Consider the following 21493-nt stretch of genomic DNA (forward strand, 5'->3'; position numbering starts at 1 on the left):
GCATGAAGGGGGGGAGGAACAAAGGGGCGAGAAAGAACCTTTTGAGCACCCGCCCCTGGGAGTCTGGATGACGCTGTGTTTTCTTCCCCCCCCGATGGGGGGAAAACCCACGCACGGGTGCGGAGCGCAGCGGAGCCGCCCCATCTGCACGGGCGCGGAGCGCAGCTAGCCGTTGGCGGCGATGTCCTCAAGGACGCTGATCATCGTGCGGACCGGGACGCCGGTGCCGCCCTTCGGGGTGTAGCCGAACGGGCCGCCGGTGTTGTACGACGGACCCGCGACGTCGATGTGCGCCCACTGCACGTCTTCGGCGACGAACTCCTTCAGGAAGATCGCCGCCGCGAGCATGCCGCCCCACCGGTGCGGGGTCACGTTCGCCAGGTCCGCGACCTTCGAGTTCAGGTCCGCGCGCAGCTCGGCGGGCAGCGGCATCGGCCACGCGTTCTCGCCGATCTCCTGCGAGATCCGGGCGACCCGATCGCGAAACTCGTCGGTGCCCATCACGCCGGGGGTGCGGTTGCCGAGCGCGACCATCTGCGCTCCGGTGAGCGTCGCGGTGTCGATCAGGTAGTCGGGGTTCTGCTCGCACGCCTTGACGATGGCGTCGGCGAGCACGAGGCGACCCTCGGCGTCGGTGTTGATCACCTCGACGGTGGTGCCGCCGTACTGGGTGAGGACGTCCCCGGGGCGCTGGGCGGTCGCGGACGGCATGTTCTCGGCCATCGGCGCGTACGCGTCGACGCCGACCTTCAGCCCGAGCTTGGCTGCGAGGACGACCGTCGCGATGACGGCTGCGGCGCCGCCCATGTCGGAGGTCATGTTCTCCATGCCCGCGGCGGGCTTGATGGAGATGCCGCCGGTGTCGAAGGTGATGCCCTTGCCCACCAGTGCGACCTTCTTGAGCCCGCGGCCGGTCGGCTTGTGGGTGAGCCGGACCAGGCGCGGCAGCCGGGACGATCCCTTGCCGACGCCGAGAATGCCCCCGTAACCGCCCTTCTCGAGGGCCTTCTCGTCGAGCACCTCCACCTTCAGTCCGGCGGCGGCGCCGAGCGCCTTGGCCCGGGCCGCGAACTCTGCCGGGTACAGGTGGCTGGGCGGGGTGTTCACGAACTCGCGGGCGACGGCGACGGCTTCCGCGATCGCGGCCGAGCGGGCAAGTTCGTTCTTTGCCGCTGCGGTGCGCGGTGACGGCACCAGCAACTCGACCCGGCCGAGGGGGGCGCTGCCCGCGCCGGGCGCGGACTTCGCCTTGAACTCGGTGAACGTGTAGGCGCCGAGGTAGAAGCCCTCCGCAGCGGCGCCGAGGTCGAGCCCGGACAGCGTGGTCGCGGCGATGGCGGTGCCGGCGAGCGCGCGGGCGGCCGCACCCGCCGAGCGGCGGATCTGTTCCGCGTCGGCGTCGTCGGCGGACCCGAGCCCGACCGCAACCACACTCGCGACGGGCAGGTCGGCCGGTGCGGGAATCCGGGTGACCTCCTCGGCCCGGCCGGTCGCCCCGACCGCGACGAGCCCGGCGAGGACGGCCTCGGCGGTGGCGTCGTCGAGGACGTCGCCGACGGAAACCTCGGGACCGTCCGGCCCGGTGGTCAGGCCGATGACGAGGACGTCGACCCGCTTGGCGATCGATCCGGCGAGGACGAGTTCCGGGCCGAGCGGCGCATCGGACTTGGCAGGGCTCACATCTGCTCCTGGGGTGTGGGTGATTGCGTTGTCCGCAACTGTAGTTCGCGCCAGCGGGGCGCGCGGACCTGCATCGTCCGGGTGCACCGCCGCCGTTTCGATCGGGTCGGGGCCATCCCCGTCGACTAGCGTGGTGCCCATGAGCGATGCGGAACTGCAGCAGGGACCCCTCCACGCCGTGCACACCGAACTCGGCGCCACCTTCGCCCCGTTCGGAGGCTGGGAGATGCCGGTGTCGTATGCCGGGGTGGTCGCCGAGCACACTGCCGTCCGGGAGACGGTCGGGGTGTTCGACGTCAGCCACCTCGGCAAGGCGTCGGTCGTCGGCCCCGGTGCTGCCGCATTCGTGAATGCTTGCCTGACAAACGATCTCGACAAGATCGGTCCGGGGCAGGCCCAGTACACCCTGTGTGCCACCGAGGCCGGGGGCGTCACCGACGACCTGATCGCCTACTACGTCTCCGCGGACGAGGTGTTCCTGGTGCCGAACGCGGCGAATACCGCGGCTGTGGTCGCCGCGCTGGCCGCGCAGGCCCCGGACGGGATCACGGTGACGGACCTGCACCGCGACTACGGCGTGCTGGCGGTGCAGGGACCGAAATCGCCGGAAATCCTTGCCGCACTGGGATTGCCGTCGGACATGGACTACATGGCGTTCGTCGACGCGGCATTCGAGGGGCAGCCGGTGCGGGTGTGCCGCACCGGGTACACCGGCGAGCACGGCTACGAACTGCTGCCCTCCTGGGAGGGTGCCGAGCCGGTGTTCCGAGCGCTGCTGGCCGCGGTGAAGGCGGCGGGGGGCGAGGTCGCCGGACTCGGTGCCAGGGACACCCTGCGCACCGAGGCGGGCTACCCGCTGCACGGGCACGAACTGTCCACCGACATCTCGCCGCTCGAGGCGCGGTGCGGGTGGGCGATCGGGTGGCGCAAGCCGGCGTTCTGGGGTCGTGAGGCGCTGACCGCGCAGAAGGCGGCGGGCCCCGCCCGCACCATGTGGGGGATCCGGGCGCTCGACCGAGGCGTGCTGCGGCAGGGACAGTCGGTGCTGCGGGAGGGCGTGGCGCTCGGCGAGACCACGTCGGGCACCTTCTCTCCGACGCTGAAGGTCGGCATCGCGTTGGCGCTGCTTGATGCGTCCGCGGGGGTGGCGGCAGGCGACGAGGTCACCGTCGACGTGCGGGGCCGGGCCCTGCGCTGCGAGGTCGTCGCGCCGCCGTTCGTGCCGTTGCACACCCGGTGACCCCGGTGCCGCGCAGGCAGTCGCGCGCCGGCGCGGCACGAGAACTCGCGGTCGCGCATGGTCGTGCACGCCGCGTTCGATAGGATTCGGCGCATGACTGGTGTCCTCGACTTCACGCGTATTCCGCACCCCGCACCCGCCACGGAGCAGGAGCGCGCGCGAGTACTGGAGGCCCCCGGGTTCGGCAAGTACTTCACCGATCACATGGTCACCATCGACTGGACCGAGGACCGCGGCTGGCACGACGCGACCGTGCAGCCCTACGCGCCGCTGCAGATGGATCCGGCGACGATGGTGCTGCACTACGGGCAGGCGATCTTCGAGGGCCTCAAGGCGTACCGGCAGCAGGACGGCTCGATTTCGTCGTTCCGGGTCCTGTCCAACGCGGAACGGCTCCGCGCGTCCGCGCGCCGGATGGCGATGCCGGGGCTGCCCGACGAGCTGTTCCACCGCTCGATCACCGAGCTGCTCGCCGTCGACGGCGGCTGGGTGCCCGCCGCGGGCGGTGAGGACGCGCTCTACCTGCGTCCGTTCCTGATCTCCACCGAGGTCGGCCTCGGGGTGCGGCCCGCGAACAGCTACAAGTACCTGCTGATCGCGTCCCCGGCGGGCGCGTACTTCGCGCAGGGCGTCAAGCCGGTCAGCGTCTGGCTGTCCACCGAGTACGTGCGCGCCGCCCCCGGCGGCACCGGCGCCGCGAAGTTCGCCGGCAACTACGCGGCTTCCCTGGTCGCGCAGGCGCAGGCCGCGGACGAGGGCTGCGACCAGGTCGTCTGGCTCGACGCGACCGAACGCCGGTACGTCGAGGAGATGGGCGGCATGAACCTATTCTTCGTCTTCGGGTCCGGCGCCGACGCCCGCCTCGTCACCCCGGAGCTGTCCGGGTCGCTGCTGCCGGGCATCACCCGCAACTCACTGCTCACCCTCGCCGCCGACGCGGGGTACGCGGTCGAGGAACGCCGGATCAGCACCGACGAGTGGCGGGAGAAGGCGGCGTCCGGGGAGATCACCGAGGTGTTCGCGTGCGGCACCGCCGCGGTCATCACCCCGGTCGGATCCGTGAAGTCCGCCGAGGGCGAGTTCAGCATCAGCGGCGGCGAGCCGGGTGAGGTCACGATGGCGCTCCGCGACACGTTGACCGGGATTCAGCGCGGCACCTTCGCCGACACCCACGGCTGGATGACCACCCTGGCCTGACGGCTTCGGCCCTGCTCGGGCGGGTGCCGCACCCGTCCGGCAGGACCGGCGGTGTGACAGTCTGCTGGCATGACAACTGTCGGCGCGGTCGTGGTGGCGGCCTGCTTCGTGATCGCCGCGGTGTCGATCGTGCGATCCCAATCGGTCGGGTTGTCCGGCAAGCTCGCCTGGATGTCGGTGGCGTTCGTGCTGCCGGTGATCGGGCCGCTGCTGTGGTTCCTGGTCGGGGCGCGGTACAGCTACGGCATCGACGGCGGCAATCCGGGGAGGTAGCCGGCGCTCAGCCGCCGAGCAGGAAGCCGGCCGCGGTCGCGGCGACGGTCACCTCGATCGCGGCGCCGAGAACGTCCCCGGTGATGCCGCCGAAACGGCGGGCGCAGTGGCCGGTCAGCGCGATCACCGCGGCGAGCACCACCGCCGCCACCAGCGGGCCCTGCCACCACCGGTCCGGGACGGCGAGCGTGGACGCGCCGATGATCAGCGCCGTCCACGCGACGCGCACCCACGCGGGCTGGGTGCCCGCGACCAGCGCGCCGAATCCGGTCGCGGTGGCGGCGGGGAGCGTCGGCCTGCAGGTGAGCACCGCGGCGACCCGCCCCGCCGCGACCGCGAGCAGCACCGCCGCCCACTGCCCGGACGCGGCGAGGGAACCGAACGCGAGCGCCTGCCCGCCGAGGACGATCACGAGCGCCGCCGCCCCGAACGGGCCGACGCCGCCGCTGCGCATCACCTCGAGGGCCCGCTCGGGCGGGCCGTAGCAGCCGAGGCCGTCGACGGTGTCCGCGAGCCCGTCGACGTGCATGCCGCGGGTCGCCAACGCCAGCACCGCGACCGCGGCGAGTCCGGCGAGGGCGGCGCCGAGGGACGCGGCGAGCAGTCCCGCGGTCACCGCCGCCGCGAGCAGCCCCAACAGCACCCCGACGACCGGGGCCGCCGCGATCGCGCGACGGCCGGCGGCGCGGTCGATCGGCGGCCCGCCGTCCCGGTGCGGGAGGGGGAGCACCGTCAGCCAGGACAGTGCCAACCGCAACCCGCCCACGTCGTCAGTCCGTGACGGCGGCGTCGGCGAGGCTGTCGCCTGCCTCGCGGTTGCTGACCCCGGCGTCCGCGAAGGTCGCCATGCTCGCGAGGGTGGCGACCGCGCCCTGCAGCACCGGCAGTGCCACCACCGCGCCGGACCCCTCGCCGAGCCGCATGCGCAGGTCCAGGATCGGGTCGAGGTGCAGCCGCTGCAGCGCAACCACGTGGGACGGTTCGGTCGACCGGTGCCCGGCCACCCACCATTCCCTTGCCCCGGGTGCCAGCTCCTCCGCAACCATCGCCGCCGCGGTCACGACGAGGCCGTCGACGATCACCGGGGTCCGCCGCACCGCTGCCTGCGCCAGGAACCCGGCCATCGCCGCCAGGTCGGCGCCCCCGCCGACCCGCAGCAACGCCACCGGGTCCGCGGCGTGGCGTCGCACCCGCCGCATCGCGTCCCGGATCGCGGCCGTCTTCCGGATCCAGCCCGCGTCGTCGATGCCGGTGCCGCGGCCCACCGCGGCGACCGGTTCGGTGTCCGTCAGCGTCGCGATCAGCACCGTCGCCGGGGTCGTGTTGCCGATGCCCATCTCACCGGCGATCAGCAGGTCGGCGCCCGCGTCGACCTCCTCGTCGGCGATCGCCCGCCCGGCCGCGATCGCGCGGGCCGTCTCCTCCGCGGTCAGCGCGTCCTCCCGGTCGATGGCGCCGCTGGACCGCCGCACCTTGTGCCGGGACACGGCCGGGTCGGTGTCGGCGTCGACGGCGATGTCGACGACGCGCACCCCGGCACCGTTCGCCGCGGCGAGCACGTTGACCGCGGCGCCACCGGCGAGGAAGTTCGCCACCATCTGCGCGGTCACCTCCGCCGGATACGCGGACACCCCGTGCCGGGCGACGCCGTGGTCGCCGGCGAACACGACCACCCGCGGTCGCGCGAACGGTGTCGGCGGGCACCGGTCCTGGCAGGCGGCGACCCAGCCCGCGAGGTCCTCGAGACGGCCGAGGGATCCGGCGGGCTTGGTCAGCTGCGCCTGCCGGTCGTCCGCGGCGGTCCGCGCCGACGCCGACGGCGCGACGACCGGGTCGAACGACACCCCTGCGGTCTCCGCGTCCTCGGGTGTCGAGGTCGATTCGGTTGTCACAGCACACCTTTCGCGTCGGGTCGCGGCATCGGGACGGTCGTCACTTCAGCTGAACGGTCAGCCCCGCGACCGCGAGGACGACCTCGTCGCACACCCCCGCGATGGCGCCGTTGAGGGCGCCGATCTCGTCCCGGAACAGGCGCCCGGACCTGGTCTCGGGGATCACGCCGAGCCCCACCTCGGGGCTGACGAGTACGAGTGTGCCCGGGTAGCCCGCGACGGCCGTCACCAGGTCCTCGCAGCGGGGCGTGATCGTGCCGCGGGGAGCGTCCCACGCGTCGGCGTCGTCGAGTTCGGCGGTGAGCCAGGTGCCGAGGTCGTCGACGAGCGTCGGGGGGCCGCCCGCACGCAGGATCGACGCGAGTCCCGGGCCGCGCCCGCTCTCGACGGTCGTCCAGTGCGCGGGCCGTCGGACCCGATGCCGGTCGATTCGCGCGGTCCAGTCCGCGTCCTCCGGGTCGATCCGGGCGGTGGCGACGTAGCGGGTCTCACCCGCGGGCATCAACGATTCCGCGTGCCCGGACTTGCCGGAGCGGGCCCCGCCGAGGACGAGCACCCGCCGACCAGGGGCCGCGGTCGTCACACCGCGTCGCCGGGGGAGACCCGCGGCTGCGGCGCCCGCATCTTCCGGATCTGCGATGCCCGGACGAACGCGTACCAGCCCAGCTTGAAGCCACCGTCGATCGAGTCCGGGAAGCGGTCGCGGACCTTGTTGTTGACCTGCCTGCCCAGCAGGATGCCCTCGACCACCATGAACAGCATCATCACGAACATGCCGAGCGTGACGTAGGCCTGCAGCGACGGATCGAGGAACATCGCCAGGATCAGCAGCACCGCGAGCGGCATGAACAGGCCGACCAGGTGCCTGCGCGAGTCCACCAGGTCGCGGACGTAGGCGCGGACCGGGCCCTTGTCGCGGGGCAGCAGGTACTTGTCCTCGCCCGCGAGCATCCTGGCCCGGCGGTCGGCGGCGTCGGCGCGCCGCTCGGCGGACGCGACCTTGCGTTCCTCCTTCGAGCCGCGGTTCTGCTTGCGCCGCGCGCGGGCCTCCTTCGCCGTCATCGGTGCCGGTGCGACCGGCCCGCGGCGTCGGCCCTCGGCCTCCCGGCGGCTCGGCGTCGGACGCCCCTTGCCCTCGGTGAGGGCGGAGGAGGTCGGGGTGGTCGGCTCGGGAGCGGTCGACTCGTCGGCCCGGTCATCCCCGTTGTCGGGATTGTCGGGGTTGCCTCGGCGCAGCAGTTTCACCCCACCAGGCTACTTGCTGGCCTCCCGCCGCCACGACCCCGGACCGTCCCGCCCCACGAGTCGGTCCGAAAGTCGAGGGTCGCGGCGGGAATAGTGTCGCGCGGAGTACGGTTGTAGCGTTCACGGGTTTTGGTACGAGCGAACAGGGAGAGCCCATGACAGTGGAGAACGACAGCTCCGTGCAGAACGACGCCGCGCACAAGGTCGTGATGACCGACGCGGCAGCGGCCAAGGCCAAGGCTCTGCTCGACCAGGAGGGTCGCGACGACCTGGCCCTGCGCATCGCCGTTCAGCCGGGTGGCTGCGCCGGACTGCGCTACCAGCTCTTCTTCGACGACCGCAGCCTCGACGGCGACCTCGTCGTCGACTTCGGTGGGGTCGGGCTCGCCGTCGACCGGATGAGCGCGCCGTACGTCGAGGGCGCCACCATCGACTTTGTCGACACCATCGAGAAGCAGGGCTTCACGATCGATAACCCGAACGCCACCGGCTCCTGCGCCTGCGGCGATTCGTTCAACTGATCGTCCGCACCGCCCACCTCCGGCGCGGCACCCGTCACCGGGTGCCGCGCCGGAGGCGTGTCCGGGGCAGGACCGGGCCGGGTACGGTGAGGACTTTGCACATCTGACATGGGGATGTCCCGCCCCGTGCGCAGTCGAACTGAAAGGTCTCACGCGTGACAATCGCGGTCACCGGTTCCATCGCCACCGATCACCTGATGCGTTTCCCCGGGCGCTTCGCCGAGCAGCTGATCGCCGACCAGCTTCAGCACATCTCGTTGAGCTTCCTCGTCGACGACCTGGTGGTTCGCCGCGGCGGCGTCGGCGGCAACATCGCCTTCGCGATGGGCGTGCTCGGCGGAACCCCGCTGCTCGTCGGCGCGGTCGGCGCCGACTTCGCCGAGTACCGGGGGTGGCTCGAGCAGCACGGCGTCGACTGCTCGGCGGTGCACGTGTCGCAGACCGCGCACACCGCCCGGTTCGTGTGCACCACCGACGAGGACATGGCGCAGATCGCGTCGTTCTACCCGGGCGCGATGAGCGAGGCCCGCGACATTTCCCTCGCCGACCTGCCCGCCGGTGTCGACCTGGTGCTCGTCGGCGCGAACGATCCGGCCGCGATGGCCCGGCACACGCAGCAGTGCCGCGAGCTGGGGTTGCCGTTCGCCGCGGACCCGTCCCAGCAGCTGGCCCGGCTGTCCGGCGCCGAGGCGCGGGAGCTGATCGGCGGCGCGAAGTACCTGTTCACGAACGAGTATGAGTGGGCGCTGCTGCTGCAGAAGACCGAGCTGACCGAGCGGGAGATCGCCGAGCAGATCGGGTTGCGGGTCACGACGCTCGGCGCGAAGGGTGTCGAGATCGTCGACCGGGAGGGCAACGTCATCCGGGTCGGCGTGGTGCCCGAGAAGGCGAAGGTCGACCCGACCGGTGTCGGGGACGCGTTCCGCGCCGGCTTCCTGACCGGCCGGAGCGCCGGGCTGAGCCTGGAGCGGGCGGCGCAGCTCGGATCGCTGGTCGCGGTGCTGGTGCTCGAGACCGTCGGCACCCAGGAGTGGACCCTGGACCGGGACGACGCCGTCAAGCGGCTCGCCGAGGCCTACGGGGCCGAGGCCGCCGACGAGATCGCCGCCGTCCTCTAGGCGGCTCCGCCGCCCGTGAGTCCTTCTGGTCCCAATGGGGGCCAGAAGGACTCACGGGCGCGAAGCGCCTCTACATGTGGACCGGGTACACCGGTTCCTGGATCTGCGGCACGATGCGCTTCTCGACGAAGATGCCGTGCCAGATCATGAAGCACAGCACCGTCCACAGGCGGCGGCTGTGGTCCGAGACGCCGTCGCGATGCTCGTTCAGCATCCGCGCGACCGCTGCCTTGTCGAAGATGTGATCGGTCTGGGAGTCCGCGATCTGCTGGTGCGCCCAGTCGAACAGTTCGGTGCCCGCCAGCCAATGCCGCAGCGGGACCGGGAAGCCCAGCTTCGCGCGGTGCAGCACGTGCGGCGGGACGATGCCCTCAAGCGCCTGCCGCAGCGCGTACTTCGTGGTCGATTTCGTGATCTTCTGATCCAGCGGCACCCGCGAGGCGACCTCGAAGACCTCGGTGTCGAGGAACGGCACCCGCAGTTCGAGGGAGTTCGCCATCGTCATCTTGTCGGCCTTGACGAGGATGTCCCCGCGCAGCCAGGTGAACAGGTCCAGGTGCTGCATCCGTGCGACCGGATCCCAGCCCGCGGACTGCGCGTAGATCGGCGCGGTCACGTCCCGGTGCGTCCACTCCGGGCGGAAGTCCCGCAGCACGGCCCGCAGCTGCGCGTCGTTGAAGCTGCGGGCGTTGCCGTAGTAGCGCTCCTCGAGGGTCATCGAACCCCGGTTGAGCAGGCTCTTGCCGCGGGTGCCGTCCGGGATCCGCTCCGACAGCTTCCCGGCGGCCCGACGCAGCGGCGCGGGCAGGTACTCGAACGGTTTGAGGGACAGCGGCTCCCGGTAGATGGTGTACCCGCCGAACAGTTCGTCGGCGCCCTCGCCGGAGAGCACCACCTTGACGTGCTTGCGGGCCTCCTTCGCGACGAACCACAACGGCACCAGGGCCGGGTCGGCGACCGGGTCGTCGAGATACCAGATGATCTCCGGGATCGCCGCGGCGAACTCGGCGGGGGAGACCACCTTGACCACGTGCCTGGCGCCGATCGCGGCCGCGGATTCCGCGGCGACGTCGACCTCCGAGTAGCCCTCCCGCTCGAATCCGGTGGTGAAGGTGATCAGCTTCGGGTTGTGCCGCATCGCCAGCGCGGCGATCGCGGTGGAGTCGATGCCGCCGGACAGGAACGAGCCGACCGTGACGTCGGCCCGCATGTGCTTGGCGACGGAGTCCTCGAGCGCCGCCGCGATCTCGCGGTACCGCGACTGCTCGCTGCCCGGCGTGAACGGCCGCACCGGGAACTGCGGAGTGAAGTACCGGGTGATCCGCGGCTGCTCGCCGGGGCGGATCCACGCGTAGGACCCGGACTCGAGTCGGCGGATCTGGGTGTGCAGTGTCTCCGGCTCCGGAACGTACTGCAGCACCGTGTAGTGCTCGGTGGCCCGCGGGTCGAGGTCGGTGCCGATGCCGATCACGTCGACGAGTTCGAGCAGGCTCTTCTTCTCGCTGCCGAACGCGGTGCCCGCGGTGCCGGTGGCGAGGAACAGCGGCTTGATGCCGAACGGGTCGCGGGCGATGAACAGCTCCCGCGTTTCGGTGTCCCAGATCGCGAACGCGAACATGCCGCGCAGCCTGCGCACCGCGTCGGCGCCCCAGTGGTGGAACGCGGCGGCGATGGCCTCGCTGTCGCCCTCGGTGCGGAACTCGGCGCCGTGGTCGTTGGCGAGTTCCTCCCGCAGTTCCAGGTAGTTGTAGATCTCGCCGTTGAAGGTGAGCGCGTACCGGTCCGGATTGTCGGACGGGCCCCACCGCAGCGGCTGGTGCGAGTGTTCGATGTCGATGATCGACAGCCGGTTGAAGCCGAACACGAGGTCGTCGTCGTGCCAGGTTCCGTGCTCGTCGGGTCCACGGTGGCGAAGGCAGTGCATCGCGGAGTCGACCCGTGCGACGGCGGCGTCGGTGGTTCCGTCCGAGGTCAATAGCCCGAGCAGTCCACACACAGCGTCCAGTACCTCAATTCGCTTCGGGGGGAACTCCACACCCGCGTGAACAGGTGAGGAGCGGATTGCCGATTGATTGTGCCGAGTATGCCGCAGACGCGCCGAACCGCCGGGTGTGACCCGAGGGTGGATGGGCGGCGGCTTTGGTCTACGCTGCGTAGTATTCGGGTGTCCCGCTGGGCTGCCCCTATCAATTTTGCGGCGATCAGGAAGGCGTGAACGTGGCGCAGAGTCGGATCCTTCGGCGAGCGGGGCTAGCGGTCTCATTGGGACTGGCCGCCATGCTGCTGTCGGGATGTTCGATCGACAATTCGGTGCTTCGCTTCGGATGGCCGTCGGGCATCACTCCGCAGGCCGAGCGAATGCGTGAACTGTGGACCTGGTCGGTCATCGCCGCCCTGTTCATGGGTGTCATCGTGTGGGGCCTGACGTTCTGGACGGTCATCTTCCACCGGAAGAAGAAGGACTCCCCGGAGTTCCCCCGCCAGACGGCCTACAACGTGCCGCTGGAACTGCTGTACACGGCGGTCCCGTTCGTGATCATCGCGGTGTTGTTCTACTTCACGGTCGTCGTGCAGAACTACGTCCACGAGAAGAAGGACGACCCCAACGTCGTCGTCGACGTGACCGCCTACCAGTGGAACTGGAAGTTCGGCTACCGCAGCATCGACCTCGGTGACGGCACCGCCAAGTACGACGGCATCGACGAGGAGGCGCAGGCCGCGGCCGAGGCGCCCGGCGAGCCGAACGTGGTGCACGGCTACGAGGTCCCCGGCGCGATGGCGGGCAAGTCCGAGCACGACCTGTCCTACCTGAACTACAACAAGATCGAGACCATCGGCTCCAGCAGCGAGATCCCGATCCTGGTGCTGCCGACCGGCAAGCGCATCGAGTTCGCTCTCGCGTCCTCGGACGTCATCCACGCCTTCTGGGTTCCGGAGTTCCTGTTCAAGCGGGACGTCATGCCGAACCCGAAGGAGAACCACTCCGACAACGTCTTCCAGATCAGTGAGATCCAGAAGGAAGGCGCGTTCGTCGGCCGGTGCGCGGAAATGTGCGGCACCTACCACGCGATGATGAACTTCGAGGTCCGCGCCGTGAGCCCGGAGAAGTTCGCCAAGTACATCGAGCTGCGCAAGCCGGTGGACGAGGGTGGCCAGGCGCTCACCACGGCCGCGGCGCTTGAGGCGATCGGCGAGTCCCCGGTCGCGACGTCGACCACCCCGTTCAATACGGAACGGACCTACCGCCAGGCAACGCAGGTCCTCGAGGGCGAGAACCAGTAGCCGGCTTCGGCACCCCAGAACACGAGGCCCGACGGCCTACGACGACCTAGCAACCTGCTGAAGGACGAGCTGATATGAAGATCGAAGCCAAGCTCTTCGAGATGTTGACGGTGTTTTTCGTCTTCATCGCAATCGTGTACGGCATCTTCACCGCCATGTCGCGGACCGGTGTCGAGTGGGCGGGCACCACCGCCCTCGTCCTGACCGCCGGGCTGAGCCTGATCATTGGCACCTACTTCCGGTTCGTGGCCCGTCGCCTCGACACCCGTCCGGAGGACTACGAGGAGGCGGAGATCTCGGACGGCGCCGGCGATCTGGGCTTCTTCAGCCCGGGCAGCTTCTGGCCGATCCTCCTCGCGGGCGGTGCCGCACTGAGCGCGGTCTCCCTCGCCTTCTTCCAGCCGTGGCTGATCGTGGTCAGCGTCGTCGTTGTGCTCGCCTGCGCGGCGGGCCTGGTCTTCGAGTACCACATCGGGCCGGAGAAGCACTGACCCCAACGAACCAGCGCCGCGGGCGCCACACCCCACCGGGTGTGGCGCCCGCGGCGTTTCGGCGTCCCTGCCCTACGCTGGCGGCACACGATCGCCCCCGGACTCGGGGGCGCGCGGCGAGGGGGAGTGGCGATGGACCGGGCACGGGCGGCGCGGATCGGGACGGAGCGGGACCCGCTCGCCTCACCACCCGGACCCGTCGTCCTCGCGGTCACCGTCGCCGCGGTCGCCGCGCTGACGGTCCTGCTGGCGGACTGGTGGCCGGGGACCCGGAACCTGACCGACGCGGACCGGTTCTTCTTCGGCGCACCCATCCTGCTGGTGCTGCTCGTGACAGGGCTGGTGTGGGCGATCAAGACCCTGTATGTGGTGGGCCGGGACCGGCGGTGGTCCCGGTGGATCCTGGCCGCCCCCGCGGCGGTGCTCGCGGGTGGGCTGCTCCTGTCGGTGCTGCCGGTGGCCGACTTCGAGTCGGCGCGGGCGGACCTCGACGCCTACGTGGCCGCGATGCCCGACGATCCGGAGCATCGGGCGGAGGATGTGCGGATCGGTGGCCTCGAGTTGTCGCGGGTCTTCGTCGGGCGGGACGGCGCGGTGTTCTTCGTTGATGACGATGCGACGTTCCTGACGGTGACCTCCGGCTGGGCGTATGCGCCGGACGGTGCACCCGCGGGAGATGTCGACCTCACCGCCACCGACCTCGGCGGCGGCTGGTACAGCTACACCGAGGTGTGGCGGGACTGAGCCGCGGCCAGCGCCGAGACCGCGGGGTGGGCCGAGACTGCGGCGTGGGCAGTGCGAGCGTCACCGGTATGGCGACGCTCAGCGGCAGGGGGGGTCACCTCCACCTCACGCGACCCGTATCCGTTGACCAGAAACGGGGAAGGCCCCGAACCCTGTGCGGGTTCGGGGCCTTCCCCGTGTGCGAGCGTGACCGGAGTCAGTGCTTGGCGTCGCCGTCGGAGGAGTCGATGGCGTGCGAGCCGCTGGGCGCCTCGGACTCGACGCCGTGCGCCTTGTCCTGGTACGCCTTGAGGATCGCGAGCTGCTCGTGCTCCTTCTCGTGCTCGGCGGCAACCAGTGCGGCCGCCTCGTCGGCCGGGTCCGCGACCATCAGGCTGCCCAGGCCGGGCTTGCCCGCGGAGCCGAGCTTGTTCATCTTCTTCGGGATCGCCGCGCCCTGGTACGCCAGCGGGATCGGGTGGCCGTGGTCATCCACGGGGCCGAGCGGCTGGTGCACCTCGACGTACTCACCGTGCGGCAGGCGCTTGATCACGCCGGTCTCGATGCCGTGCTCGAGCACCGCGCGGTCGCTGCGCTGCAGCCCGATGCAGAACCGGTAGGTGATGAAGTAGACGATCGGCGGCAGCAGCACCAGGCCGATGCGGCCCATCCACGTCGTCGCGTTCAGCGAGATGTCGAACTTGAACGCGATGATGTCGTTGATGCACATCAGCGTGAGGATCACGTAGAAGACGATGGCCATCGCGCCGATGCCGGTGCGGACCGGGACGTCACGCGGACGCTGCAGCAGGTTGTGGTGCGCATCGTCCTTGGTGAACTTCTTCTCGATCCACGGGTAGGCGATCAGTGCCGTGAACACCAGGCCCATGATCAGCGCGACCGCGAACACCGCGGGCACCGTGTAGCGGCCCCCGAACGGATAGATCTCCCACGCCGGCCACAGTCGAGCCATGCCGTCCGTCCACATCATGTAGATGTCGGGCTGCGAGCCCGCGGACACCTGCGACGCGTTGTACGGGCCGATGTTCCAGATCGGGTTGATCTGCAGCACGCCACCCATGACGGCGAGGATGCCGAAGGTGAAGGCGAAGAACGCGCCACCCTTGAGGGCGAACACCGGGAGGATCCGGACGCCGACGACGTTGTCCTCGGTGCGGCCGGTGCCCGGGAACTGGGTGTGCTTCTGGTACCAGACCAGCGCCAGGTGGGCGCCGATCAGGGCCAGGATGATGCCGGGAACCAGCAGCACGTGCGCGACGTACAGGCGCGGGATGATCAGCGTGCCAGGGAAGTCGCCGTCGAAGATCAGGAACTGCAGCCAGCTGCCGACGATCGGAACCGAGAGCGTGATGCCGGACAGGGCGGCGCGGAGGCCGGTGCCGGACAGCAGGTCGTCGGGCAGGGAGTAGCCGAAGAAGCCCTCGAACATCGCCAGGATCAGCAGCAGCGAGCCGATCACCCAGTTCGCCTCACGCGGGCGACGGAACGCACCGGTGAAGAAGATGCGCAGCAGGTGGATGATGATCGACGCGGCGAACATCAGCGCGGCCCAGTGGTGGATCTGCCGGACGAACAGGCCACCGCGCACCTCGAACGAGATGTTCAGGGTGGTCGCGTATGCCTTCGACATCTCGACGCCGCGCAGCGGCTGGTAGGCGCCGTTGTAGACGACCTCCGCCATCGACGGGTCGAAGAACAGGGTGAGGTACACACCCGAGATCAGCAGGATGATGAAGCTGTACAGCGCGATCTCGCCGAGCATGAAGGACCAGTGGGTCGGGAAGACCTTGTTGATCTGCTTGCGCATGCCCGCCGCGAGGTGGTACCGCGAATCCAGGTTCTCGCCCGCCTTCGCGGCGTGCGCTGCGGCCTTCGACTGGCCGCCAGTGATGGTTGTCATGAACGACGCTCCCAAAATCCGGGGCCGAGGGCCTCGACGAAGTCACCGTTGGCGACGAGGAAGCCCTCTTCGTTGACTGTAATCGGCAACTGGGGGAGGGCGCGAGCGGCGGGACCGAAGATCGGCTTACCGAAGTGCAGGGCGTCGAACTGCGACTGGTGGCACGGGCACAGGATCCGGTTGGTCTGCTGCTCGTACAGCGAGGTCGGGCAGCCCAGGTGGGTGCACAGCTTCGAGTACGCCCAGTAGTCGCCGAAGTTGAAGCTCTCCTGGCCCTTGCGGCGGACCGCGCGGTCGCTGTCCTCGGTCCGCAGGCGAATCAGCATGACCGGGTTGTCGGCCCGCTTGAGCGCGTGCGCGAGGGCCTTCTCGTTGCCACGCTCGGACTCACGGAACGGGAACACCGTCTCCATCGCGCCCGCGTCGAGGTCCTCCGGGCGCACCAGCACGATGTCGTGCGGGCGGCCGGTGTAGCGGCGCAGGTAGATGGTCTCGCCGGGGAACGTCGGGGTCCAACCCGAGGTCCACAGGTCCGACTTGTCGCCCTTGGCCCACGGGTTCTTGATCAGGCCACCGAGCGGCATGATCGCCATGACGCCGAGCGCGCCAGCACCGAAGCCGAGGGACCGCTTGATCAGCTTGCGGCGACCCAGCGTCGACGTCTCCAGCGAGTCGCCGAGCTGGGCGACGATGGTCCGACGGTCGACCTCGGCGGAACCGCCCTGGTCGTGCCGGTCCTGGATGGAGACCTCTTCGGGGATGAACTTCTTGGTGAACAGCACGGCACCGACACCGAGGCCGAGGATCGCCAGACCCATCGTCAGGCCGATCAGCGGGGTGTAGAGGCTGTACATGTCGTAGCCCTCTTCACCCATGCCCTTGTACTCCCAGGGCCAGAAGAGGTAGATCGCGATGAACGCGATCGCGGAGATGCCGGCGAGCGCGAACCAGTAGGCGACGGCGCGCTCGGCGCGCTTCTCGGCCTTGGTGCCCTCGACCGTCCAACGCTCGCGCCGGAACGCGACGTCGACCCCGTCCAGGTTGGTGCCCAGGGTGACGAGTTCGTCGCGACTCATCGCGTCGAGCTCCTCCGGGGTGTAGTCCTTCTTCGGCGTATCGCCGTGACCGGCGTCGCTCATGACCTTGCTCCGATCCACAGTGCTGCGCCGACAACGGCAACGATTCCGATGGCCCACATGGCCATGCCCTCGGACGCCGGACCGAAGCCACCGAGGCCGTAGCCGCCGGGGTTCTTCGTCTCGCCTGCGGACTTGATGAAGGCGATGATGTCGCGCTTCTCGTCCGGGCTGAGCTGACGATCCGAGAACTTGGGCATGTTCTGCGGGCCGGTGGCCATGGCCTGGTAGATCTGCTGCTCGCTGGCCGGGTCGAGCGGGGGAGCGAACTTACCGGAGGACAGCGCGCCGCCGCGGCCGGTGAAGTTGTGGCAGGAGGCGCAGTTCAGGCGGAACAGCTCGCTGCCGCGGGCGATGTCGTTGCCGCGCAGCGAGGTGGTCGCCACCTCGCCGTTCTCGTCCCGCACCACGGTCGGGCCGCCGCCGTTGGCCTGGATGTAGGCACCGATCGCGTCGGTCTGCCGCGCATCGAACTTCGGCGGCTTGCGCAGGGCCTGGGCCTCGTTGCGCATCGCGGGCATGCGGCCCGACGAGACCTGGAAGTACACGGCGGCCTCACCGACACCGATCAGGCTGGGGCCGCGGTCCTGCACACCCTGCAGGTTCGCGCCGTGGCAGGTGACACACGAGGTGTCGTACAGCTGCTTGCCCTCACGGATCAGCGCGGACTGGTCCTCGGACGCGGTCGCGACCTGCGGCGCAGGCGTCAGGGCCGAGGCGAGGAAGCCGGCGCCGACGAGTCCCATCATCAGGATCAGGGCGCCGGTGACGCGGCGACGGAACTTGCGCTGACGACGGGCTTTCGTGGCAGTCGCGCTGTCGGCGGCTGGTGAAGGGGGGGATGAACTCATCTGTATCCCTTTGGTCTCGCGGGACGGACTGAACGGACTGGGCTGGGTACTGCGTTCAGCTTCTAACGGATGAAATAGATGGTGGCGAACAGGCCGATCCACACGATGTCGACGAAGTGCCAGTAGTACGAGACGACGATCGCAGCCGTCGCCTGCGCGGGAGTGAACTTGCTGACCTTGGTTCGCACGATCAAGAAGACGAAAGCGACGAGGCCACCGATGACGTGCAGGCCGTGGAAGCCGGTCGTGATGTAGAAGACCGACCCGTAGGCGCTGCTCGAGAAGGTGGTGCCGTGCTGCACCAGGTGGAGGTACTCGTATGCCTGTCCGAGCACGAAGAACGTGCCCATGGCCAGGGTCAGGATGTACCACCGGCGCAGGCCGAAGACGTCGCCGCGCTCGGCGGCGAAAACGCCCATCTGGCAGGTGAACGACGACGCCACGAGCACCGCGGTGACCGGCACGGCGAGTGCCAGGTTCAACTCCGTGGGCTCCGGCGGCCAGTTGCCGTTCGCCTGCGCGCGCGCGACAAAATACATCGCGAACAAACCAGCGAAGAACATCAACTCACTGGACAGCCAGACAATGGTGCCGACGCTGACCATGTTCGGCCGGTTCAGCGAGTGCACGCGCTGGGTGATTGCGGATCCTTGGGTCCCTACTGCGCTCGTCACAGAAGGAAGTATGACGCCTTGTCGTACGACGGGACCACCCGGGTCCGTTCTTGGCGCGTCGTGCCCGAATTTCAGTATGCCCCAGCCCGCGATTGTGCAGGTGGGCGCTCGTGGGAGAGTGGTCACATGGCGCGGGCACGTTGGTGGCGGACACTTTTCGGCAGGGGAGGAACGGTGCCGCTGGACCGGGACCGCACCGATCTGGTGGTGGTCGCGGCGAGCTTCGACGACACCGAATCGTGCAGCGCCGCGCTCGAGCGTGGGGCCGCGACGACCCCGGCGTGGGTGGCCGAGGACGAGGCGGTCCTGCGGCATCACCTGCGGCTGCCCGCCCGCGCCGTGGCCGGCGCCGCGGAGCTCGCCGCGCAGGACGGCTACACCGTCGCCGTGCGGCCAGTAGACGCACCGGAGGCGGCCCCCGGCGACGAACTCGTCGCCCTGACCCTGGTGCGCACCCAGGCCCTCGACGCACTGCACTGTGCGCAGGAGAAGTCGCGGATGGCGGGGCTCGCGCAGCGGGCGGGGGGCACGGCGGTCGGATGGGACGCGCTGCAACCGGTCGGCGGGGACGCCGGCTGACCCGAGGCCGGCCCGGCACCGGGGCGTCCGATACTCTGCCGCGGCGAAACGCACGACGGTCCCGGGGAGGGCGCGCCGTGCCGGGGGATCACATGGGGGTTGCGGGTGTTGCGTGGTGTCGTATCGGTCGGTCTTGCGGTGGCGCTGTGCCTCGGGGTGTCGGGATGCGCCCAACTCGAGGGCACCCCGATCCCGGCGAGCGACGCCGCGGCCGCGCCGGATCCGGCCGCTGGCGGGTCCTCGGAAGCCGCGGAGGGGGGCTCGTCGGGCGCGCTGGTCGACCTGATGGCGCGGATCCGCGGCACCGACAGCTGCGCGATCCACGATCGCGGGTACGCCGAGCGGTGGGGCACCCGGACCGCCGTGAACACCGGCCCGGGGCTGTCCGGATGCACCCTCGTGGTCGGCGACGGTCAGGGCCCGATCCACGTGTTCGAGCTGACGATGGGCAGCGCGCGGGCGCGGGCCGACATCGAGGCGAACGCGGAAACCGTCGGCGGGCACACCGTCTACCGCGATCCCGGCCCCGACGACGACATCTCTCGGGACACCTGCTGGTATCACCTGCCGCAGGTGGACGACGGTGACGCCTTCGGCCGCTACGCGACGCTGCGCGTGCGCCGGGTCGGGTCCGACGGCAAGGCGATCGGCGAGTGGCCGGACCGCTGCGCGGCGGCCAGCGACTACCTGGCCCGGATCATCGACCGGATCGTGGCGCTGCCGCCGCGAGCGGTCCCGGTCGAGGGCCGCTCCCTGATCGGAAAGGACCCGTGCCTTGAGGACCTGGTGCGCGCGAGTTTCCCGGACTGGACCGTCCACCGGCCGACGGTCGGCGTCGGCCAGTGCGGATACGGCCTCACCAGGGACGGCGAGGCGTATCGGGTGGAGGTCGAGGTGCTGTTCAGCCTCAACCCAGAGCAGGCGCTGTACGACGGCGCGCGGCCGATCACGCTGGCAGGCCTGACCGGGATCGAGTCGTCCGACGGCGTCCCCGATCCGGGCCAATGGGAGCGGCCCCGGTACTGCGGGGTGAACCTCACCTACCGGCCGTCGGAGCCGGCCGGGGAGTGGAACGGGCACCTGATCGACGTCGAGGTCCACCCCAAGAAGCTCGACGCCGCCGCCGAGGCGAGCGGGCCGATCCCGTTCGACCCGTGCGAGCGGGTGCACGACCTGGCGACCCGGGTCGTCGCCGCGGTCGGGTGACCACCGGCCACCGCCGGTCGTTCCCTGCCGGGACGACGTCATAAGCTGCACCCCGGATCACAGCGACGACGAAGAGGCGGTTGGAATGGGGACGTGGCCCGAGGTGCTCGGCGCTCTGACGGACGGACGCGATCTCGATGCGGCCACCGCCTCGTGGGCGATGGGCGAGATCATGTCCGACAACGCCACCTCCGCCCAGATCGCGGCGTTCGGCATCGCGCTGAAGATGAAGGGCCCCACGCCGTCCGAGGTGCGGGGGATCGCGGATGCGATGCTCGCGCACGCCCGTCCCCTCGACGTCGATTCCGATGCCGTCGACATCGTCGGTACCGGCGGCGACCGGCAGCACACCGTGAACATCTCGACGATGGCGTCGGTGGTGGTCGCGGCGGCCGGGGTGCGGGTCGTCAAGCACGGCAACCGGGCCGCGTCGTCGAAGAGCGGCGGTGCGGACGTGCTCGAGGCGCTCGGTGTCCGGATCAGCCTGGACCCGGCCGCGGTCGCGGCGTGCGTGCGTGAGGTGGGGATCGGCTTCTGCTTCGCGCCGACGTTCCATCCGGCGTTCCGGTTCACGTCCGGTCCCCGCAAGGAGATCGGCATCCCGACGGTGTTTAACGTGCTCGGACCGTTGACCAACCCGGCCCGCCCCCGCGCCGGCCTGATCGGGTGCGCGTTCGCGGACCTGCAGCCGGTGGTCGCCGGCGTGCTCGCCGAGCGCGGGGTGACGGCGCTGGTGGTCCGCGGCGACGACGGACTGGACGAGATCACCACCTCGACCACCAGCACCGTGTTCGTCGTCGAGGGTGGGAAGGTGCGCGAGGACCGGATCGATCCGACCGCGGTCGGGGTGGCCCGGGTGCCGCTGGACGCCCTGCGGGGTGGGGACGCCGAGGCGAACGCGGTGATCGCGCGGGCGGTCCTTGCCGGTGACCGCGGCGCCGTGCACGACGCTGTCGTGCTCAATGCGGGTGCCGCGATCGCCGCCCATCGCGGCCTGGGCGGCGACCTGACCGAGGCCCTGCGTGCGGGGATGGGCAGGGCCGTCGAGGTCATCGACAGCGGCGCCGCCGCGGCGTTGCTGGACCGCTGGGTCGCGGTCAGTACCCGCCTCGCCGGCTGACCGCCAGCCCGCGCCGAGGCGCGGCGGCGGCGCAGGCCGGTGTCACTCGCCGATGGAGAAGGCGGCCTCGACGTCCGCGCTCGCATAGGAACGGAACGCGATGTGGGTGGTGGTGCGCAGCACCCCGTCCACCTTGTTGATCGAGCCCGTCACCACATCGGCGATCTGCTCGTGGTCGCGGACCTTGACGATCGCGATCAGATCGACGTCGCCCGCGCACGAGTACACCTCGGACACCCCGGTGATGTCGGCGACGGCCTGCGCGGTCTCGGGGATGCGGTTCGCCTCGGCGTGAATGAGGACGATGGCGTTGATCATCTCGCTCCTTACTAACAGGGGTGGGT

22 protein-coding genes are annotated in these 21493 nt (G+C 70.3%); 11 read left to right on the forward strand and 11 right to left on the reverse strand.

All coding sequences use genetic code 11. From position 1 onward, the window contains the following. Nucleotides 1-165: 165 nt before the first annotated feature. Nucleotides 166-1680, reverse strand: a complete 1515-nt coding sequence (locus tag ACFWQG_RS14935; RefSeq protein WP_378508401.1) for a leucyl aminopeptidase — start codon at nt 1678-1680, stop codon at nt 166-168. Between the two features lie 139 nt (nt 1681-1819). Here ACFWQG_RS14935 and gcvT point away from each other — a divergent pair, with 139 nt between their 5' ends. The 3 genes from gcvT (at nt 1820) to ACFWQG_RS14950 (ending at nt 4390) form a co-directional block, all read left to right on the forward strand. Next, nucleotides 1820-2920, forward strand: a complete 1101-nt coding sequence (gene gcvT / locus ACFWQG_RS14940) for a glycine cleavage system aminomethyltransferase GcvT (RefSeq protein WP_378508402.1) — start codon at nt 1820-1822, stop codon at nt 2918-2920. Nucleotides 2921-3013: 93 nt separating this feature from the next. Beyond that, the gene (locus tag ACFWQG_RS14945; RefSeq protein WP_378508403.1) at nt 3014-4117 is read left to right on the forward strand and encodes a branched-chain amino acid aminotransferase; all 1104 of its coding nucleotides are present in this window, start codon (nt 3014-3016) and stop codon (nt 4115-4117) included. A gap of 69 nt (nt 4118-4186) precedes the next feature. After that, nucleotides 4187-4390 (forward strand): PLD nuclease N-terminal domain-containing protein, encoded by a 204-nt coding sequence (locus tag ACFWQG_RS14950; RefSeq protein ID WP_378508404.1) that lies wholly within the window; start codon nt 4187-4189, stop codon nt 4388-4390. A gap of 7 nt (nt 4391-4397) precedes the next feature. Here ACFWQG_RS14950 and ACFWQG_RS14955 read toward each other — a convergent pair whose 3' ends face one another. From ACFWQG_RS14955 to ACFWQG_RS14970, 4 genes are all read right to left on the reverse strand, one after another. Further along, a complete protein-coding gene (locus ACFWQG_RS14955) occupies nt 4398-5156 on the reverse strand; it encodes an adenosylcobinamide-GDP ribazoletransferase (protein ID WP_378508405.1) in 759 nt (252 codons plus the stop codon). A 4-nt stretch (nt 5157-5160) separates the two neighbouring features. Beyond that, complete coding sequence (gene cobT, locus ACFWQG_RS14960) at nt 5161-6282, reverse strand: nicotinate-nucleotide--dimethylbenzimidazole phosphoribosyltransferase (RefSeq protein ID WP_378508406.1); 1122 nt, start codon at nt 6280-6282, stop codon at nt 5161-5163. 40 nt (nt 6283-6322) lie between these two features. Then, nucleotides 6323-6784, reverse strand: a complete 462-nt coding sequence (locus ACFWQG_RS14965; protein ID WP_378508436.1) for a bifunctional adenosylcobinamide kinase/adenosylcobinamide-phosphate guanylyltransferase — start codon at nt 6782-6784, stop codon at nt 6323-6325. Nucleotides 6785-6861: 77 nt separating this feature from the next. Then, the gene (locus tag ACFWQG_RS14970; RefSeq protein WP_378508407.1) at nt 6862-7527 is read right to left on the reverse strand and encodes a DUF3043 domain-containing protein; all 666 of its coding nucleotides are present in this window, start codon (nt 7525-7527) and stop codon (nt 6862-6864) included. A gap of 155 nt (nt 7528-7682) precedes the next feature. Here ACFWQG_RS14970 and ACFWQG_RS14975 point away from each other — a divergent pair, with 155 nt between their 5' ends. Continuing rightward, entirely contained in the window at nt 7683-8048 is a 366-nt protein-coding gene (locus ACFWQG_RS14975; protein WP_378508408.1) for a HesB/IscA family protein, read from the forward strand. A gap of 155 nt (nt 8049-8203) precedes the next feature. Next, nucleotides 8204-9166: a carbohydrate kinase family protein gene (locus ACFWQG_RS14980; RefSeq protein WP_378508409.1), complete on the forward strand. Its 963-nt coding sequence runs from the start codon at nt 8204-8206 to the stop codon at nt 9164-9166. Nucleotides 9167-9236: 70 nt separating this feature from the next. Here the strand turns inward: ACFWQG_RS14980 and asnB are convergent, their stop codons facing one another. Continuing rightward, on the reverse strand, nt 9237-11162 hold the full coding sequence (gene asnB, locus ACFWQG_RS14985; protein WP_378508410.1) for an asparagine synthase (glutamine-hydrolyzing): 1926 nt from the start codon (nt 11160-11162) through the stop codon (nt 9237-9239). A gap of 215 nt (nt 11163-11377) precedes the next feature. Here asnB and ACFWQG_RS14990 point away from each other — a divergent pair, with 215 nt between their 5' ends. The 3 genes from ACFWQG_RS14990 (at nt 11378) to ACFWQG_RS15000 (ending at nt 13683) form a co-directional block, all read left to right on the forward strand. Continuing rightward, nucleotides 11378-12448, forward strand: coding sequence for a cytochrome c oxidase subunit II (locus tag ACFWQG_RS14990; protein ID WP_378508411.1), 1071 nt, complete (start codon nt 11378-11380; stop codon nt 12446-12448). A 74-nt stretch (nt 12449-12522) separates the two neighbouring features. Continuing rightward, a complete protein-coding gene (locus tag ACFWQG_RS14995; protein ID WP_378508412.1) occupies nt 12523-12939 on the forward strand; it encodes a cytochrome c oxidase subunit 4 in 417 nt (138 codons plus the stop codon). A 132-nt stretch (nt 12940-13071) separates the two neighbouring features. After that, nucleotides 13072-13683 carry a DUF1109 domain-containing protein gene (locus ACFWQG_RS15000; RefSeq protein WP_378508413.1) on the forward strand — a complete coding sequence of 204 codons (612 nt, stop codon included), beginning with the start codon at nt 13072-13074 and terminating at the stop codon, nt 13681-13683. A 196-nt stretch (nt 13684-13879) separates the two neighbouring features. On the opposite strand, the gene ACFWQG_RS15005 is transcribed toward ACFWQG_RS15000, so the two are convergent. The 4 genes from ACFWQG_RS15005 to ACFWQG_RS15020 all read right to left on the reverse strand — a co-directional run bounded on the left by ACFWQG_RS15005 (nt 13880) and on the right by ACFWQG_RS15020 (nt 18244). Further along, complete coding sequence (locus tag ACFWQG_RS15005) at nt 13880-15583, reverse strand: cytochrome bc complex cytochrome b subunit (RefSeq protein WP_378508414.1); 1704 nt, start codon at nt 15581-15583, stop codon at nt 13880-13882. Then, entirely contained in the window at nt 15580-16722 is a 1143-nt protein-coding gene (locus ACFWQG_RS15010) for a ubiquinol-cytochrome c reductase iron-sulfur subunit (protein ID WP_378508415.1), read from the reverse strand. The genes ACFWQG_RS15005 and ACFWQG_RS15010 overlap by 4 nt, the downstream gene beginning before the upstream one ends. After that, nucleotides 16719-17570 (reverse strand): c-type cytochrome, encoded by an 852-nt coding sequence (locus ACFWQG_RS15015; RefSeq protein WP_378508416.1) that lies wholly within the window; start codon nt 17568-17570, stop codon nt 16719-16721. The genes ACFWQG_RS15010 and ACFWQG_RS15015 overlap by 4 nt, the downstream gene beginning before the upstream one ends. Before the next feature lie 62 nt (nt 17571-17632). Continuing rightward, nucleotides 17633-18244 carry a heme-copper oxidase subunit III gene (locus tag ACFWQG_RS15020; RefSeq protein ID WP_378508417.1) on the reverse strand — a complete coding sequence of 204 codons (612 nt, stop codon included), beginning with the start codon at nt 18242-18244 and terminating at the stop codon, nt 17633-17635. Nucleotides 18245-18370: 126 nt separating this feature from the next. Here ACFWQG_RS15020 and ACFWQG_RS15025 point away from each other — a divergent pair, with 126 nt between their 5' ends. The 3 genes from ACFWQG_RS15025 to trpD all read left to right on the forward strand — a co-directional run bounded on the left by ACFWQG_RS15025 (nt 18371) and on the right by trpD (nt 21149). Next, a complete protein-coding gene (locus ACFWQG_RS15025; protein WP_378508418.1) occupies nt 18371-18823 on the forward strand; it encodes a hypothetical protein in 453 nt (150 codons plus the stop codon). Between the two features lie 108 nt (nt 18824-18931). Then, on the forward strand, nt 18932-20029 hold the full coding sequence (locus ACFWQG_RS15030) for a hypothetical protein (protein ID WP_378508419.1): 1098 nt from the start codon (nt 18932-18934) through the stop codon (nt 20027-20029). A gap of 85 nt (nt 20030-20114) precedes the next feature. After that, nucleotides 20115-21149: an anthranilate phosphoribosyltransferase gene (gene trpD, locus ACFWQG_RS15035; protein ID WP_378508420.1), complete on the forward strand. Its 1035-nt coding sequence runs from the start codon at nt 20115-20117 to the stop codon at nt 21147-21149. Between the two features lie 42 nt (nt 21150-21191). Here trpD and ACFWQG_RS15040 read toward each other — a convergent pair whose 3' ends face one another. Then, entirely contained in the window at nt 21192-21467 is a 276-nt protein-coding gene (locus ACFWQG_RS15040) for an Lrp/AsnC family transcriptional regulator (protein ID WP_378508421.1), read from the reverse strand. Nucleotides 21468-21493: the final 26 nt, after the last annotated feature.

Source organism: Rhodococcus sp. NPDC058532, from assembly GCF_042719255.1.
In the GTDB taxonomy this organism is placed as follows: Bacteria; Actinomycetota; Actinomycetes; order Mycobacteriales; family Mycobacteriaceae; genus Rhodococcus_G.

What these genes read in the sequence shown, in the direction of transcription:
- gcvT (WP_378508402.1), top strand. Translation starts at nt 1,820, where the DNA reads ATGAGCGATGCGGAACTGCAGCAGGGACCCCTCCACGCCGTGCACACC.
- ACFWQG_RS14945 (WP_378508403.1), top strand. Translation starts at nt 3,014, where the DNA reads ATGACTGGTGTCCTCGACTTCACGCGTATTCCGCACCCCGCACCCGCC.
- ACFWQG_RS14950 (WP_378508404.1), top strand. Translation starts at nt 4,187, where the DNA reads ATGACAACTGTCGGCGCGGTCGTGGTGGCGGCCTGCTTCGTGATCGCC.
- ACFWQG_RS14965 (WP_378508436.1), bottom strand. Translation starts at nt 6,784, where the DNA reads ATGCCCGCGGGTGAGACCCGCTACGTCGCCACCGCCCGGATCGACCCG.
- ACFWQG_RS14975 (WP_378508408.1), top strand. Translation starts at nt 7,683, where the DNA reads ATGACAGTGGAGAACGACAGCTCCGTGCAGAACGACGCCGCGCACAAG.
- ACFWQG_RS14995 (WP_378508412.1), top strand. Translation starts at nt 12,523, where the DNA reads ATGAAGATCGAAGCCAAGCTCTTCGAGATGTTGACGGTGTTTTTCGTC.
- ACFWQG_RS15000 (WP_378508413.1), top strand. Translation starts at nt 13,072, where the DNA reads ATGGACCGGGCACGGGCGGCGCGGATCGGGACGGAGCGGGACCCGCTC.
- ACFWQG_RS15005 (WP_378508414.1), bottom strand. Translation starts at nt 15,583, where the DNA reads ATGACAACCATCACTGGCGGCCAGTCGAAGGCCGCAGCGCACGCCGCG.
- ACFWQG_RS15010 (WP_378508415.1), bottom strand. Translation starts at nt 16,722, where the DNA reads ATGAGCGACGCCGGTCACGGCGATACGCCGAAGAAGGACTACACCCCG.
- ACFWQG_RS15015 (WP_378508416.1), bottom strand. Translation starts at nt 17,570, where the DNA reads ATGAGTTCATCCCCCCCTTCACCAGCCGCCGACAGCGCGACTGCCACG.
- ACFWQG_RS15025 (WP_378508418.1), top strand. Translation starts at nt 18,371, where the DNA reads ATGGCGCGGGCACGTTGGTGGCGGACACTTTTCGGCAGGGGAGGAACG.
- trpD (WP_378508420.1), top strand. Translation starts at nt 20,115, where the DNA reads ATGGGGACGTGGCCCGAGGTGCTCGGCGCTCTGACGGACGGACGCGAT.
- ACFWQG_RS15040 (WP_378508421.1), bottom strand. Translation starts at nt 21,467, where the DNA reads ATGATCAACGCCATCGTCCTCATTCACGCCGAGGCGAACCGCATCCCC.